Annotated in this window: 15 protein-coding genes and 2 pseudogenes; 8 read left to right on the forward strand and 9 right to left on the reverse strand. The window is 72.0% G+C overall.

Annotated features, from left to right (window positions below; genetic code table 11):
* Window positions 1-1,050 precede the first annotated feature (1,050 nt).
* Entirely contained in the window at window positions 1,051-1,209 is a 159-nt protein-coding gene (locus tag ABD811_RS21710) for a hypothetical protein (RefSeq protein ID WP_344950599.1), read from the forward strand.
* 1,047 nt (window positions 1,210-2,256) lie between these two features.
* A pseudogene (locus ABD811_RS21715) lies at window positions 2,257-2,316 on the forward strand (hypothetical protein); the annotation flags it as partial.
* 84 nt (window positions 2,317-2,400) lie between these two features.
* Here ABD811_RS21715 and ABD811_RS21720 read toward each other — a convergent pair.
* A pseudogene (locus tag ABD811_RS21720) lies at window positions 2,401-2,643 on the reverse strand (transposase); the annotation flags it as partial.
* Between the two features lie 338 nt (window positions 2,644-2,981).
* Window positions 2,982-3,524 carry a DUF4232 domain-containing protein gene (locus ABD811_RS21725; protein WP_344950602.1) on the reverse strand — a complete coding sequence of 181 codons (543 nt, stop codon included), beginning with the start codon at window positions 3,522-3,524 and terminating at the stop codon, window positions 2,982-2,984.
* A 153-nt stretch (window positions 3,525-3,677) separates the two neighbouring features.
* Here ABD811_RS21725 and ABD811_RS21730 point away from each other — a divergent pair, with 153 nt between their 5' ends.
* Both ABD811_RS21730 and ABD811_RS21735 read left to right on the forward strand, forming a co-directional pair.
* Complete coding sequence (locus ABD811_RS21730) at window positions 3,678-3,980, forward strand: hypothetical protein (protein ID WP_344950605.1); 303 nt, start codon at window positions 3,678-3,680, stop codon at window positions 3,978-3,980.
* A 139-nt stretch (window positions 3,981-4,119) separates the two neighbouring features.
* On the forward strand, window positions 4,120-4,311 hold the full coding sequence (locus ABD811_RS21735) for a hypothetical protein (protein ID WP_344950608.1): 192 nt from the start codon (window positions 4,120-4,122) through the stop codon (window positions 4,309-4,311).
* A gap of 332 nt (window positions 4,312-4,643) precedes the next feature.
* Here ABD811_RS21735 and ABD811_RS21740 read toward each other — a convergent pair whose 3' ends face one another.
* Entirely contained in the window at window positions 4,644-5,600 is a 957-nt protein-coding gene (locus tag ABD811_RS21740) for a threonine ammonia-lyase (protein WP_344950610.1), read from the reverse strand.
* A 24-nt stretch (window positions 5,601-5,624) separates the two neighbouring features.
* Here ABD811_RS21740 and ABD811_RS21745 point away from each other — a divergent pair, with 24 nt between their 5' ends.
* Window positions 5,625-6,149, forward strand: a complete 525-nt coding sequence (locus tag ABD811_RS21745; RefSeq protein ID WP_344950612.1) for a peptide deformylase — start codon at window positions 5,625-5,627, stop codon at window positions 6,147-6,149.
* Window positions 6,146-6,817 (forward strand): GntR family transcriptional regulator, encoded by a 672-nt coding sequence (locus ABD811_RS21750; protein ID WP_344950615.1) that lies wholly within the window; start codon window positions 6,146-6,148, stop codon window positions 6,815-6,817. The genes ABD811_RS21745 and ABD811_RS21750 overlap by 4 nt, the downstream gene beginning before the upstream one ends.
* Before the next feature lie 630 nt (window positions 6,818-7,447).
* Here ABD811_RS21750 and ABD811_RS21755 read toward each other — a convergent pair.
* The 3 genes from ABD811_RS21755 to trxA all read right to left on the reverse strand — a co-directional run bounded on the left by ABD811_RS21755 (window position 7,448) and on the right by trxA (window position 9,224).
* Window positions 7,448-8,284, reverse strand: coding sequence for a putative RNA methyltransferase (locus ABD811_RS21755; protein ID WP_344950617.1), 837 nt, complete (start codon window positions 8,282-8,284; stop codon window positions 7,448-7,450).
* A 34-nt stretch (window positions 8,285-8,318) separates the two neighbouring features.
* Window positions 8,319-8,720 carry an Hsp20/alpha crystallin family protein gene (locus tag ABD811_RS21760; protein WP_344950620.1) on the reverse strand — a complete coding sequence of 134 codons (402 nt, stop codon included), beginning with the start codon at window positions 8,718-8,720 and terminating at the stop codon, window positions 8,319-8,321.
* 150 nt (window positions 8,721-8,870) lie between these two features.
* Window positions 8,871-9,224 carry a thioredoxin gene (gene trxA / locus ABD811_RS21765; protein WP_344950622.1) on the reverse strand — a complete coding sequence of 118 codons (354 nt, stop codon included), beginning with the start codon at window positions 9,222-9,224 and terminating at the stop codon, window positions 8,871-8,873.
* Between the two features lie 130 nt (window positions 9,225-9,354).
* On the opposite strand from trxA, the gene ABD811_RS21770 reads away from it, so the two are divergent.
* Both ABD811_RS21770 and ABD811_RS21775 read left to right on the forward strand, forming a co-directional pair.
* Complete coding sequence (locus ABD811_RS21770; RefSeq protein WP_344950624.1) at window positions 9,355-10,416, forward strand: sigma-70 family RNA polymerase sigma factor; 1,062 nt, start codon at window positions 9,355-9,357, stop codon at window positions 10,414-10,416.
* A 189-nt stretch (window positions 10,417-10,605) separates the two neighbouring features.
* Window positions 10,606-11,961 (forward strand): class II 3-deoxy-7-phosphoheptulonate synthase, encoded by a 1,356-nt coding sequence (locus ABD811_RS21775; protein WP_344950626.1) that lies wholly within the window; start codon window positions 10,606-10,608, stop codon window positions 11,959-11,961.
* A gap of 47 nt (window positions 11,962-12,008) precedes the next feature.
* Here the strand turns inward: ABD811_RS21775 and ABD811_RS21780 are convergent, their stop codons facing one another.
* The 3 genes from ABD811_RS21780 to ABD811_RS21790 all read right to left on the reverse strand — a co-directional run.
* On the reverse strand, window positions 12,009-12,428 hold the full coding sequence (locus ABD811_RS21780; protein ID WP_344950628.1) for an ATP-binding protein: 420 nt from the start codon (window positions 12,426-12,428) through the stop codon (window positions 12,009-12,011).
* Between the two features lie 85 nt (window positions 12,429-12,513).
* On the reverse strand, window positions 12,514-12,858 hold the full coding sequence (locus tag ABD811_RS21785) for an STAS domain-containing protein (RefSeq protein ID WP_344950631.1): 345 nt from the start codon (window positions 12,856-12,858) through the stop codon (window positions 12,514-12,516).
* Window positions 12,859-12,924: 66 nt separating this feature from the next.
* Window positions 12,925-14,722 (reverse strand): SpoIIE family protein phosphatase (locus ABD811_RS21790; RefSeq protein ID WP_344950633.1); only part of this gene is annotated, 1,798 nt, incomplete at its 5' end.

A 14,722-nucleotide genomic window follows, 5' to 3' on the forward strand; every position in this document is an offset into this window, starting at 1 on the left:
GACACCCACCGCGCGGTTCCCGCTTTCGCGTTTCCCGCCCCCGGGGCGACTCTTCTAATTTACCTGGCCTTTTCCTCCTGTCAAACTGACCGCTTCTGGGTCAATTCGACAATGGATGTCCAGACCAGGGGTCCCACAAATCGAACAAGAGCCTTGATCGGCTCAACTTCGACTCGTGGAGGTTGCCCACCGGGTCGGCCGCCTCACCGGCGTCCAGCACCCCGTTCGGGCTGACCAGATCAGTCTACAGCACACCGAGCGCCGCTCGGAGCCGTCTCCAGATCTGGTCCCCGGGGCCGTCCGCCTTGCGGCGTCCCGCATCCCTCAGGTGCGGAAGACTTTAGGCAGGCAAGATCGAGGCAGTCAAATCGAGGCGGCCGGGGGACGCCGGCATCTCAGTGGTCCAGGGCACGTCCACGTGAGGGTGCCGCCTGCGGAGCCCGCGACAGCGACAAGGCGTGGGAAGGCATGGTCGGCGGCGTCATAGCCGTCGGTATGCGTCGATCACCGGCGTTCACGTCTGCCGTTTCGTTCCGCTTGCCGAGGCGTTGCAAGTTTGCGCTGGTCAGCCAGTTTTCAGGATTGAACGACCTGATCGAGCGCTGCGGCCTCTGCAGCAGAGAGTCCAGCCGTTGTCGTGACGACGCGGTGGGAAGACATCGCCCCGCCGCCCTTGTCGAGCTGGCGGTGTCGGTGCGGGCCCGCGCTCGCCGTAGGGCACTCCGGCGGCGGCCCCGCCCACAGCCAGCACGGTCACCGCCGCCACCAGCCAAACCACCTGGCAACACCGCCATCGCCGTTGCGTTCAAAGCTCGCGACGGCCGGCCCTCAGACCTGACCGTCGCGACGCCGCCCCGCACTGCACCGACGCTTTTGACCAGGACCCTGTGCCACCCGCTCCCCGCCCCTCCGTCGAGTTCGGCAGGCGCGAGGCCGGCTCAGCGATCGTGGGCCATCCCGAAGCGGACGCGGTGCCGTTCACCGGCTCCACCACGGTGAGACACACCGTCATCACCCGGTGCGGGAGCCGGCAAACGCGTCCAGACAGAGATGCGCGGCAAGACGGCGCGCTGCTTGCCCACGCCGAAACGCCACGTCAACGAGGCAGCCGACAAGCTGATCGCCGAGCCGGACTTCGACGCGGTCATGACAGCCCAGCGCAGCGACACCGGACTGAGCGAGTCGCATGACCACCGCGAAAGTCGATGATCGCCGCCTCCGCGCCGGTCTTCCTGACGGCCCTGGCCCTGGGCATCACCGCGCCGACCACCCGCTGCCAGCTACTCCGCTACCGCAGCAATGGCGCCTGTGGGCGACCGGCTTCGGGCTGCTGTTCAGCTCTCCCGCAGCTGCGTCGCCACCACTTGCCCCACACCGACTGCGGCCGAGGAAGGCAGGAACCCGTCATTCACGGGCCCGTTTCATGACCGCAGCGCCCGGCCTCGACCGTCCTCGCCGACGCGGGACCTGTAACGCGTCGCCAAGCAGGCCGCACTCGGCGCGCGGCGAGGGCGGCGACGGCGAGGTCGCGTTTGAGGAGGGTGGTGGTGCCGAACTGCATGCTGGGTTCGAATCCACCGGCCAGAAGTGCACGGCCACCTCACGTCTGATCACCCACACGCGGGTCAGCACAAGTGGAAGCAGCACAGCCCTGTACGACCGCCGCACGAGGCGGGCACCTGGCCCTGCTGCTCATGCGGGTCGTCGCCGTGTCGCGGGTGGAGCCGGTTCTGCGTCGGGTCGACGCCTGGATCAGCGACAGGGGTGCAAGCGCCACGGGATGATTGCTGGCCGGTGCGGGGTTCCTGGTGGCGCGGGACACGGGCGCCAGCCCCTCCGCCCCCGCTCAGGTGCCGTCCCAACACTCCGAGGACGCGCAGACGGCAGGCGCAGACGGCAGGCGCAGACGGCAGGCGCAGACGGCAGGCGCAGACGGCAGGCGCAGTCAAAGCACCCGCCCTCTGGCGCCGTTCAGTGTTCCCCGGCGTCGGCGCGTCGGGAACGGGCTCATCCGCGCGCGTCATCCGAGTCGGCGGGCGCGCCAGTGAACGCGGCCGAGGCGGCGGTGACCGCGCGCATGCTCAACCTGACCTGGCAGTCACCGACCTTGCCCAGCGTGCCCGCGTACTGCCGGGCCGCCCTGGAGACGAGGATCCGTACCTGGGCGGAGCCGGCTTCGCCCGCCCCGCCACCGGCGTCAAGGTCCCCCGCGACCGCGCCACCGTCATGGTCGCCGTCGACGTCTCCCTGTCGATGATGGCCCGCGACGTCACCCCCACCCGCTTCGAGGCCGCCAAAGCCGCCGCCAAGCAGTTCACCCGCGACCTGCCCGGCCGCTTCAACGGTGTCATCGCCCCCCGCCGGAGCGTCCACCTGGTCGGTCATCGCCGCCGACCGACGCCGTACCGCAGCCAAATCCCAGGTCGAGGACGTCGGGACCTGCTGCAGCCGCTGATGATCGACGCCAAGCCGCTCCGCCATCGGCTGCATCGGCTTATGGCGCCCGTCCGGCAACAGCCCCCGCACATACGACTCGCCCGTGCGCGCTGGTTCGGCTGCGGCGACCCCGCGAACACTCCGGCGGTGTACTCCTCCAACCGCGACAGGACCGCGGCGCCCTCGGCAGACCTCGCAAAACACCATCGCCACCGAGATCAGAAACGTGGCGAAGCATTATTAGGGCTGTTGCGAGGTCGGATCAGATTAGTTCGGCCGACCTGGCCCGGGGCCCCCAGGTTGACGCACCGGGATTGCGGATGGGCCAAGACCGCCCGGCTCCATATCCACCAGGGCGACCGCACACGGAAAGCGGGCACGCGCAACGACTCGCGCATGCCCGTTTCCCTCCTCGGCGGCCAGGCCGCTCAGCTATGTTTCGCCTTGAGTGGCGAGGACACCTGCTGCTCCGCTCACAGTCCACCGCGGAATCTCTGCTCACAGTCCACCGCGGAATCGCCGGGGGGACAAGCGGGGTGGCTGATTCACGCCTTGACCTTGATTGGCGACAGCTTGAGCGTTCCCTTGTTGCAGACTGGGCCGAAGGTCCAGTCGACCACGTTCCACTCCGGCTGGGGCTCGGCATTTCCCGGGAGGTCGACGTCCACCGCCGCCGGCTCGGGCTGGCACGGACCGTCATCGGGCTCGTCACCGGTGGGAACGACGACCCACTCCATGGGGATGACAGCCGTCTGGAACGGCTCCAGCGTCACCGGTTCCGGAGTCTCGGACGGATAGACGGCACGAGTGGGGAGCTGGTTTCCTTCGGCGTCGAGCAGCCTCAAGCCCACCTTCGTGGTGACGCTGCAGTCGTTGTCTGAGTCGTTCTGGATGAGCATGTCGGCATACCGATGCCCGGTCGCCGCGCCGCCCGGCTCGATCGTCACGTTGACCTCCCAGAACTGGCACCAGCTCGGCTCCGCGGTCGCCGGGGCGTCGGCGAGCGCGGCCGTCTGGCCGACGATCAACATGGACGCCCCCACCGCACCGCCTGCGATCGCACGGCGAATACCGTTCATCACTCGCATGCCGAACTCCTTGTCGAGATCCCAGTGCCACACAGGGCTGCCTCGCACCTGAGTGAAACAGGACACGGCGACCTTTCGCTTTCCTCTCGCTGACACGATGTGCACTGCGCTTTTACTCGCCCGCGAGACAGCCGGCCGCCCAGGACGGGGCCAATGATCGGTGAGGCGTTGCCGACTTCCGGGGCACCGCGACGTGGTCGTCGCCACCCACAACCGCCGCATGCGGCCGCGCTCGCGGCCGGGCTGCGGGCGGTCAGCGGCGGGACGACGGCGGCGATCGGCGCCATGCGGGGGGAGATGATCCAGAACGACAGGTGCCGTTCGCCGCGCGTGCAGGTGGGGGCCAGCCCGTACCCGGCCGGCTTCAACGGCTCCCACCTGACGCTGCACGACAGGCACGTCGCCGAGTTCACCGCCGCCCCGGTACGTCACCCGAATCCGAGGGCGAAGCGTTGACGGACTTCCGAGGCACCGCGACGTAGTCGTCGTCACCCACAACCGCCGCATGCGGCCCCGCTCGCGGCCGAGCTGCGGGCGGCCAGCGGCACCACGACGGCGCCATGCGGGAGGAGAGAACCAGAACGACAGGTGCCGTTTGCCGCGCGTTCGGGCGCGGGCCAGCCCGTACCCAGCGGACTTCAACGGCTCCCACCTGACGCTGCACGACAGGCACGTCGCCGAGTTCACCGCCGCCCTGGTGCGTCACCTCGAAATCGAGGGCGAGGCGTTCCGGTCCCCGCTGGTGCCTGGTGAAGAGAGCCACGGCCGGTTTTCGCAGCGGGGGTGAACTCCACGATCGTGCCCGCCCACCAGCACGCCGCAGGCGCCCGCAAAAAAAGGGGCACGGGCGGGGACGAACCCGGCATCGCGGGCGGCCGGGTAGGCGCTCGGACGGCGTGAGCTGTCGGGGCGGCATCCCGGCTGGCGAGGCTGGGTACCGGTCATGCCGGTCGCTCCGGCCGCGCCGATCGCTGCAGCCAGCGGTGTCGGCCGCCGTTTCATGAGGGGCCGTTCGGCCGGGCAGTTCCTCGGCAGGCCGCCGTGCCTCTTGCCGGTCCGCGGCCTCGAATCATGCCGCGCAGGCGTTCGCCGATGGGCCTCGGGGAGGGTGGTGGCCGGTCAATCCGCGCGGCCGCCGGTGCCGGTGAGCTCGGCGCGGAGGTCGGGAGCGAGGTTGGCGCCGGTGATGATCGTCGCCAGTCCGTCCCCGGAGATCCCGTGCTGGAGGGCGGCGGCGATCCCGGCGGCGCCGGCCGGCTCCACGAGCAGGCCGAGCGTGTCCCGCACCACCCGGACGGCCCGGCGGATGTGCTCCTCGTCAACCAGCACGACATCGTCCACACAGTTCAGCATCCGGTCCACGGCGGCGGGGACGGGCTCGCGCACGGCGATGCCGTCGGCCGCCGTCCGGGGTGAGGAGGAGGCGACCGGCCGGCCCTGCCGCCAGCTGTCGGCCATCGCGGGCGCCCCGGCCGCGCAGACGCCGATGATCTTCGTGCCGGGCGAGACCTCCTTCAGCCAGCGGCCGACACCGGCGATGAGCGCGCCGTTCCCCACCGGCACCAGCAACGTCCCGACGCCCAGTGGCGCCAGCTCGACTCCGATCGTGCCGGCGCCCTCGGCGATGCTCGCCTCGTCACCGTCCTCGACGAACAGCCGTGCGGGGTCCTCGGCGGCATAGGCGCGGGCGGCGACCTTCGCGGCGTCGAAGTCGTCACCGGTCAGGATCACCTCGGCGCCGAGTTCCCGCATTCGCGCGACCTTGGCGGGGTTCGCGCTCGTCGCCGCGAACACGACGACCTCCACCCCGCGCGCACCGCCCGCGTACGCGACGGCCTGCCCGAAATTGCCGGCCGACGCGCAAACCACCGTCCGGCCGCCGGGCACCCGCCGCAGGTAGTAGTCCGCTCCGCGGCCCTTGAACGACCGGATGGGGTTCAGCGTTTCCAACTTGACCAGGGTGTCGGCGCCGAGGCGGCGGGACAGGGCGGCGTCGACGAACTGCGGCGTGTTCAAGAACGTGGGATCGATGAGGCGAGCGGCCTCTTCGATGTTGCCGAGCGACAGATCCGTCATTTGCGTATCGTATACGATAGGCGAATGACGATCAGACCGACCCTTCAACTCGGCGACCCGGCGCTCCGGACACCCGTGCGGGAGATCGACCCGAAGTCGCCGGAGCTCGACGGCCTCGTCGGCGACCTGGCCGACACCCTCGCGGACTGGGTGCGGCGCACCACGTACGGACGCGGCATCGCAGCACCCCAGATCGGCGCGCCCGTCCGGCTCGTCTACATGTCCATCGACGAGCCGTGGGTGCTGGTGAACCCCCGGATCACGAACCGCTCCGCCGAGACCTGGCAGCCCTGGGACACCTGCCTCAGCTTCTCCGTCGAGTTCTTCGGCCGGGCCGAGCGCTCAACGTGGATCGACGTCTCGTGGCAGTCCCGCGACGGAGAGCACCACGCCATGCGCGCCGAAGGAGAACTCGCCGAACTCCTCCAGCATGAGATCGATCATCTGGACGGGATCCTCGCCGTGGACCGGATGCCCGCGCTGGATACGCTCTGCATGCGCTCGGAGTTCGAGCGTCGGCACCGCGAGGAAAGCCCCTATCGTCAATGATCCCGGCAGAGCCAGCGCAGCAACCCATCCCCCGGCCCGAACCGCTCCGCGAGGCGGTCTACGCCCGCATCGTGGACCTCATCCTCAACGGGCACTATCCGCCGGGCGCCGCGCTCACCGAGGCGTCCCTGAGCCGCGCGCTCGACGTCTCCCGTACTCCCGTGCGTGAGGCCCTGTTGCGGCTGGAGGCCGAGGGAGTCCTGTCGTCCTCGCTGGCCCGCGGCTTCACGGTCCGGCCCCTGGTCCGCCGGGAGGTCGTCGAGCTGTACCCGATCCTCGGCTCGTTGGAAGCCCTCGCCGTGCGCACGGCGCGTCCCCTGGATCCCGCCACGCTGGACGCCCTCCGGGAGACCTTCGGGGAGCTGGCACGCTGCACGGACCCGGTCCGGCGCTGGCGCCTCGACACCGAAGCCCACGGCGCGCTTGTGGCGGCGTCGGGCAACGGCCACCTGATGACCTTCGTCAGGCGCCTCCGGACGAACGTCTCCCGCTACGAGCTGACCTACATGCGGGAGGCACCTTCCCGGGAGGACGCCGACCGCCAGCACGTGGAGATCGTCGACGCTCTGGCCGCCTGCGACCCGTCCACCGCCGCCGCCATCCTCGAACAGCACTGGCATGACGGCATGCGCGTGATCCTCGACTGGCTGGACCAACGCGACTCCTAACCCCCACCCCGGGTGGCCAGGCGTTGTCGGCTTCACGGCCAGGGCGATGGCGCACGACTTGCCAGACATGCCCGCGAACATGGGGCGCATCCGCCCGGCTCGGCGCCCGCTGTCGCGCGGGTGATGGGCGTGTGAGGTCGCCTCTGTGGAAAGCCGATCGCCGATGCCCGTCGTCGCCTTCCGCAGGGGCCCGGCCGGCCGCTCGCATCTGACAGGGGCGTCGCCCCCCACCGGCCATACGCGACCCAACGTTCTTCGCCCCGAAGCCCGTCGCGTACTCTGTACGGCCGCAGCTCGCCGCCCCGCTGGCGCCCGAGTGACGGCGCACGCCCGGTCTTGCGCGCACGGTCACTGGCCGACGCACGCCCCGCGTCCTCAGCGGCGCCATGACCGGCACCCGGCAGCAACCGGCCTATCCGGCTGGCCTGCTGCGCCAGGCGCCAGGCGCCAGCCATGGCAAGACGCTCGCTCCTTTCGTCAGGGCCGCCGATGCTGACTCGGCCCGAAGGGCGTCGCCGCGATAGTGGCTCGCTGGGATCCTCCCCCGGCGACGATGCGGAACCGGCATCCATCCGCGCTACCGCGGATTTCCGTGAGCAGCCTGGCCGAAGGGCTGCGCGTGGGGGGTTGCTATGGGGTGGAGCGGAAGGTGGAGATCACGAAGGAGAGTGGGGTCGTGACCGGCGCGGGGAGGGCGGTCAGGCGGCGTCGGAGTTCGTCGGCGGGGACGTGATGGGCGCTGGGGCCCATGCCGACGAGTGCTTCGGTCTCCGTGTGGTCGAGGGTCGCCTGGTACTCCAGGGTGCGCCGTGACTCCAGGGTGAAGTGCTCGCCGAGCGTGGAGTCGACGCGTTCGTTCTTCTGCTCGTCCACCGTCACCAGGCCGAGGGCTTCGACGAGGGGGCCGAGATGCCGGGGCGAGGGGGTGACGGTGATCAGGAGGCCGCCGGGGCGCAGCACCCTCTGGAACTCCGCGGCGTTGCGGGGCGCGAAGACGTTGACGATCGCGTCCACCGAGTCGGTGCGGACCGGGAGGGGGCGCCACAGGTCGGCGACCACGGCTCCGATCCGCGGATGGGCGCGGGCCGCGCGCCGGGCGGCGTACTTGGAGAGGTCCAGCGCGATGCCCACCGCGTGCTCCAGCGGCTTCAGCACCGCGCTCAGGTAGTAGCCCGTGCCTGCGCCCGCGTCGAGGACGCATCCGGTCTCGGGTTGGGTGGTCACGATCTCGGTGAGGGCGTCCGCCATGGGGGCGAAATGGCCGGTGGCCAGGAAGTCCTCGCGTGCGCCCACCATCTCGGGGGTGTCGGCGGTGCCGGGGCGGGCGTTGCCGGGCAGGAGGTTCGCATAGCCCTGGCGGGCGATGTCGAACGCGTGCCCTCGTGCGCAGCGCAGCGCCTTGTCTTCGAGGAGCAGCGGTTCCCCGCATATCGGGCACGCCAGACGTTCGACCACATCAGCCAACACGTGTCCATGGTCTACCACGCCCAGGGGCGCCGGGTCAGCGGCGCGGCCGGTTGCCGGGGACGGCGAGGGCGATCTCCAGGACGCCGTCGGCGTAGTGGGTGGTGAGGGTGTCGCCGTCGGCGCCGCGGGGCAGCGTCACGACCCGGCGCAGCAGACCGTAGGGGATCTCGGTGCGGTTCCGGTTCCTCAGGTCGGCCCGCCGGACGGCCCTGATCTCCAGGGTGCGGTCGTGCACGGACACGCGGACGTCCCGGGACGGGTCGACGCCGGGCAGGTCGGCCCGGATGACGTACCGGCCGTCCTGGACATAGTCCTCGGCCCGGATGGGAAGGCCGGCCTGGAGGAGCCGGGCGAGCGGGCCGTACCGGGCGACCCGGCGCAGCACCGCCCGAGGCCAGGGCAGCATCCGAGGCCGGGGCAGCAGTGGCGCGGGCATCACCGGATCTCCTCCCTTACGGTCGCCGGACGGTCGTGCCTCCATCCGACTCCCGCCGAGCGGATCCGTCCAGTCCGCGCCACCGAACCCGAACCCAAGGCGTACACGAACCTCACCAGGCCCCGGGCAGGGCCCGGGCCGTGAGGTCCGTCAGGACTTCAGGCGACGCCGCACGTCCTCCATGTCCAGGCCGCGGACCTGCTCGATCACGTTCTCCAGCACCGCGTCCGGCAGGGCGCCGGGCTCGGCGAACACGATCACGCCGTCGCGGATCGCCATGAGGGTGGGGATCGAGCTGATGCCGAAGCGCTCCGACAGCTCGGGCTGGTCCTCGGTGTCGACCTTGCCGAACACGATGTCGGAGTGCTTCTCGGCGGCCTTCTCGAAGACCGGGGCGAAGCGCCGGCACGGGCCGCACCAGGCCGCCCAGAAGTCGACCAGCACGATCCCGTCGCTCTGGGCCACGTCGTCGAAGTTGTCAGCGGTCAGTGTGACCGTCGCCATGTCGGTTTCTCCTCGGTCGGGGTATCAGCCTGGGTAGCGGTGGACAGCCCCGCAGTATTCCCGACGTGGGAATCACAGAGCGGTAATTGGCGTTCTCCTTCTAGGGAGATCGCACCGGAGAAGGGTCAGGATGGCTGCAACCCGTAGCAAGGGCGACAGGATCGACGCCCTCGACAAGGACCTCGTCGGGGCGTACCTCGACCGGATCGGCCGAACCCCCCTGCTGGACGCGGAGGAGGAGGTCGACCTGGCCAAGGCGATCGAGGGGGGCCTGTACGCCGAACAGCTCCTGGAGGAGGGCCCGATCCCCGACGGGACCACCCGCGAGGAGCTGCAGGAACTCGTCGAGGCCGGGCTGCGCGCCAAGCAGCGCTTCGTCGAGGCCAACCTGCGCCTGGTGGTCTCGATCGCCCGCAAGTACCCCACCGACGCGCTGCCCCTCATCGACCTCATCCAGGAGGGCAACCTGGGGCTGATGCGCGCGGTGGAGAAGTTCGACTACCGGCGCGGCTTCAAGTTCTCCACGTACGCGACCTGGTGGATCCGGCAGGCCATCGGGCGTGGCCTCAGCCACACCGCCCGGACGATCCGGCTGCCGGTGCACGTGGAGGAGGAGCTGTCGCGGCTGCGGCGGGCCGAGCGCCAGCTGGGCCGCGACCTGGGCCGCGATCCCACGCGCGAGGAGCTGGCCGAGGCCGTGGGGGCCGAGCCCGAGCACGTCGACGAGCTGCTGAGCTGGCGCCGCGATCCCGCCAGCCTGGACGCCACGGTCGACGACGCGGGCGAGACCGCCATGGGCGACCTGCTGGAGGATCCCGACGGGGTGACGCCGGAGGCCGAGATCCTGGCGCTGGACGAGACCGAGGGCCTGGGCCGCCTGCTGGAGCGGCTGCCCGAGCGCGAGTCGGCGATCCTGCGGGCCCGGTTCGGCATGGACAACGGCCAGCCGCTGTCGTACGCGCAGATCGGCGCCCGGTACGGCCTGAGCCACAACCGGGTGCGGCAGATCACCGACCGGTCCCTGCGGCGGCTGCGGCAGATGGCCGTCGAGGCGGACCTGACCGGGCAGCGCGGGCCCGCGCGTGCGGCGGCCGTCCAGGCCGCGGCGACGGCGGCCCCGCAGGGCGTGCCGGAGCGCAAGGTCGCCGCCGCGGCCGTCCGCGCGGCCACCGCCGGCAGCAAGGCGGCGTGACATCCCGTAACGCGGTGTGAACGCGACGGCCGGGCGGACCGCTCTCCGGCGGACTCCACGTCCGCCCGGCCGGGACGATCTTCCGTTTTTTACCCTCCCGCAAGGCCGCGGCTGGGGCGGCCTCCGGAAGTTTTCCGGTTTTCTACGTCGTGGACGTCATGCCGGGCCTGCCGGAGTGCCATAGCCTTGATGCCCGTGAGTACATCTAGCGTCACGGGGGAGCTCGACGCCTGGCGCGCCCTCCCGGCACTGCAACAGCCCGAATGGGACGACGAGGCCGAGCTGCGCACGGTGGTCGAGGAGCTGGCCAAGCAGCCGCCGCTGGTGTTCGCGGGCGAGTGCGACCAGCTCAAGGAGAGCCTGGCGGCGGTCGCCCGGGGCGAGGCGTTCGTGCTGCAGGGCGGCGACTGCGCCGAGACCTTCTCGGGCTCCACGGCCGACGCCGTCCGCAACAAGCTCAAGACCCTGCTGCAGATGGCCGTCGTGCTCACCTACGCCGGCCGGGTGCCGGTGGTGAAGATCGGACGGATGGCCGGGCAGTTCGCCAAGCCGCGGTCCAAGCCGGTCGAGGTGCGCGACGGGGTGGAGCTGCCTGCCTACCGGGGCGACGCCGTCAACGGCTTCGAGTTCACCCCGCAGGCGCGGCGCAACGACCCCCGGCGGCTGCTGCAGGCCTACTACTGCTCGGCCGTCACGCTGAACCTGTGCCGGGCGTTCACCACGGGCGGGTACGCCGACCTGCGGCAGGTGCACGCCTGGAACCAGGACTTCGTGGCGGGCAGCCCGGCCGGGCGCCGGTACGAGCGGCTCGCCGGTGAGATCGACCGGGCGCTGGCGTTCATGAAGGCGTGCGGGGCCGATCCCGAGGAGTTCCACGGCGTGGAGTTCTACTCCAGCCACGAGGCGCTGCTGCTGGAGTACGAGCGGGCGCTGACCCGTATCGACAGCCGCAGCGGGCGCCCCTACGACGTGTCGGCGCACATGGTGTGGATCGGTGAGCGGACCCGGCAGCTCGACGGCGCCCACGTGGAGTTCCTGCGGCACATCCGCAACCCCATCGGGGTGAAGCTGGGCCCGACGACCACCGCCGACGACGCGCTGGCCCTGATGGAGCGGCTCAACCCCGAGGGCGAGCCGGGCAGGCTGACGTTCATCACCCGGATGGGCGCCGAGAAGATCCGCGACGCGCTGCCGCCGCTGATCGAGAAGGTGCACGGCAGCGGGTCCCCGGTGGCCTGGATCTGCGACCCGATGCACGGCAACACCTTCGAGGCGCCCAGCGGGCACAAGACCCGCCGGTTCGACGACGTGCTGGACGAGGTCACCGGCTTCTTCGAGGTGCACCGGGCGCTCGGCACCCACCCCGGCGGCATCCACATCGAGTTCACCGGCGACGACGTCACCGAGTGCGTGGGCGGCGGCCACGAGATCGTCGAGGACGACCTGCACCAGCGGTACGAGACGGCCTGCGACCCGCGGCTCAACCGCGGCCAGTCCCTCGACCTGGCGTTCATGGTCGCCGAGCTGTACCGGGAGACCCAGTGACCCTCCGGGTCACGCCGACGGGCTAGCCGGGCGCGCGGGGGCCGGGGTCAGATGGCGACCTCGGCCCAGACGACCTTGCCGCCGGACACGGGGTCGGCGCCCCAGGCGGTGGCGAAGCGGTCGACGATGAACAGGCCCCGGTGCGACTCGTCCAGCGGGCCGGGGACGGTCAGGCGCGGCATCTGCGTGGCGCGGTCGCGGACCTCCACCCGGACCCGGTTCTCGTCGCGCAGCAGGCGCAGCTCGAGGGCGGTGCCGGCGTGCCGGACGGCGTTGGCGACCAGTTCGGCGACGATCGCGGTGACCAGTTCCTCGCGGTCCATGAGGGCCCAGGTGCGCATGGTGCGGGTGGCGAGGCGGCGGGCGTACTCGACGGCCTCGGTCTGGGGGGCGGCGCGCAGCGTCGTCTCGGTCATCGCGGTGGCCGCCGGGGGGTTCGCGGGGCCGGCCGCCGGTCGGGCGTCCACGGGGCGAGGGTCCACGGGGCGAGGGTCCATGGGTTGGGGGTCCACGGGGCGGGGGTCCATGTGTCTGTGTCGTCGTCGCCGCGCATCACACCCGGCCCTCGGAGCCCTCGCCGCCGCCCGTGGCGCCCGCCATCAGGAAGCGGTCGAGCCCGGTGGTGCGCAGCACGTTCTCGACGCGCCCGTAGGCGCCCGTCACCATCAGGGTGGCGTTCTGGGCGCGGGCGTGCTTGTAGGCGCGCACGAGCACGTTCAGGCCGGAGGAGTCGCAGAAGTCGACGGCGGTGAGGTCGACCACGACTTCCCGCTCCCCCGCGTCGACCAGCTCGGTGAGCCGTTCTCTGAGCTCCTCGGAGGAGTGCAGGTCGATGGAGCCACGCGCGGCGATCGTCGCGCGGCCGTCGTGTCGCGTCGTATGCAAGGCCAGCCCCACGTCACCCCACCTTACCGATTGCGAGTGCTGATGACGCCACCGCGGGGGCGCCCTTGGCCGGACGGCTCATGACGCCCGCAGGACGATGAGCGCGACGTCGTCGTTGGACGGCTCGGGCCCGAAGTCGCGCACGGCCCGCTGGATGCGGGCGGCGACGGCGCCGGCGCTCAGGCCGGTGCAGCCCGACAGCAGCCGTTCCAGGCCCTGTCCGTCGCCCAGCAGCCGGGCGCCGGAGCGCCGCTCGGTGACGCCGTCGGTCACGCACAGCAGCACCTGCCCGCGCCGCAGGCCGATGGTGTCGGTGTGGAACTCGACGCCGTCGAACACGCCCAGCAGCGGCTGCGGGCCGGCGGCCTCGCGGACGGTGCCGTCCGGGTCCAGGATCAGCGGCGGCGGATGGCCGGCACTGGTCAGGGTGATCGAGACGCCGTCCCGGCGGGGCCGCGGGGTGATCTCGCCGTGCAGCAGGGTCAGCAGGCGGCCGCGTTCGCCCTCGCCGAGGATCAGCCGGTTGAGGCGGGCCAGCACGTCGGGCACGGACATGTCCTCGGCGGCCAGGATGCGCAGGGCGTGCCGGGCCAGGCCGGTGACGGCGGCGGCCTGCGGGCCGGTGCCGCACACGTCGCCGATGGCGAAGCGCCAGCGGTGGGCGGCGGCGGGCCCGGCGGACGGCTCGGGGCATTCGAACACGTCGTAGAAGTCGCCGCCGACCTCGCTGCCCTCGCCCGCCGGCTCGTACACCACGGCGACCTCCAGGCCCGGGATCTCCGGGACGCCGGGCGGCAGCAGGCTGCGCTGCAGGGCGCTGCTCATGGCGGTCTGGGCCGAGTAGAGGCGGGCGTTGTCGATGGCCAGGGCCGCGCGGCGGCTGAGCTCCTCGGCCAGCTCGATGGCGCTGCGCGGGAAGCGCTCGCCGGGCGGGCGGCCGATCACGATGGTGCCGATGCGGCGGCCCCGGGCGATCAGCGGGAACGCGTACGCCTGGTCGTGGGCGGTGCTTCCGGCGGCGGCGCGGACCTCCCGCGGGGCGGCGCCGAAACCGCTCCAGGGGCCGGGGGCGTCCATCGGCGGGGCGAGGTCGGCGTGGGCGAGCAGCTCGCGCAGCCCGTCGGCGTGGGTCTCGTCGGCGTGCCAGACGTAGGCGAGGCGGTCGCGGTCGCCGTCGGTGTCGGCGACGGTGTAGACGGCGCACCAGGTGGCCAGCCGCGGCACGACCAGCTGGGCGACCAGCGCCATGGTGCGTTCCTGGTCGAGGGTGCCGGCGAGCAGGTCGCTGGCCTCGGCGACGAAGCTGAGCCAGCCGCGCCACGAGCGTTCCAGCTCGCCGATGCGGGCCTTCTCCAGCGACAGCGACATCTCCTCGGCGAGCCGGCCGAGGCGGGCGGCGTCGCCCTCGGCGAACCGGCCGGGGGCGGACGCCACGGCGACGACCAGGCCGGTCAGGCGGCCCTGGGACAGCAGCGGCGCGGCGGCCAGGGAGCGGGCGCGCAGGGCGGCGGCGACCGGGTCGGTCTCGTCGGCGGCCACCCAGGGGGCGCCGCCGCGGGCGCCGGGGCCCAGGCCGACCACCGACAGCTCCTCCACCGGGGCCTCGGTGGGCAGGCCGGACGCGGCGCCCAGCACCAGCCGCCCGTCGCGTTCGGCGAGCAGGACGGCGGCGCCGTCGGCGTCCAGCACGTCGCGGACGGTGCCGACGGCCTCCTGCAGCGACTCCTTGGCCGAGGGGGAGCGCAGCAGCCGGTCGCTGGCCACGGCCATGGCGGCGGGGTCGTTCTCACCACGCGCCGCGTCGCCGCCGAGGCGCCCGGAGGGGCGTGCGGCGCCGGACCGGGCGGCGCCCCGCCCGCCGGGGCGCGCGGTGGCC

This window comes from Actinomadura miaoliensis (assembly GCF_039536785.1).
In the GTDB taxonomy this organism is placed as follows: Bacteria; Actinomycetota; Actinomycetes; order Streptosporangiales; family Streptosporangiaceae; genus Spirillospora; species Spirillospora miaoliensis.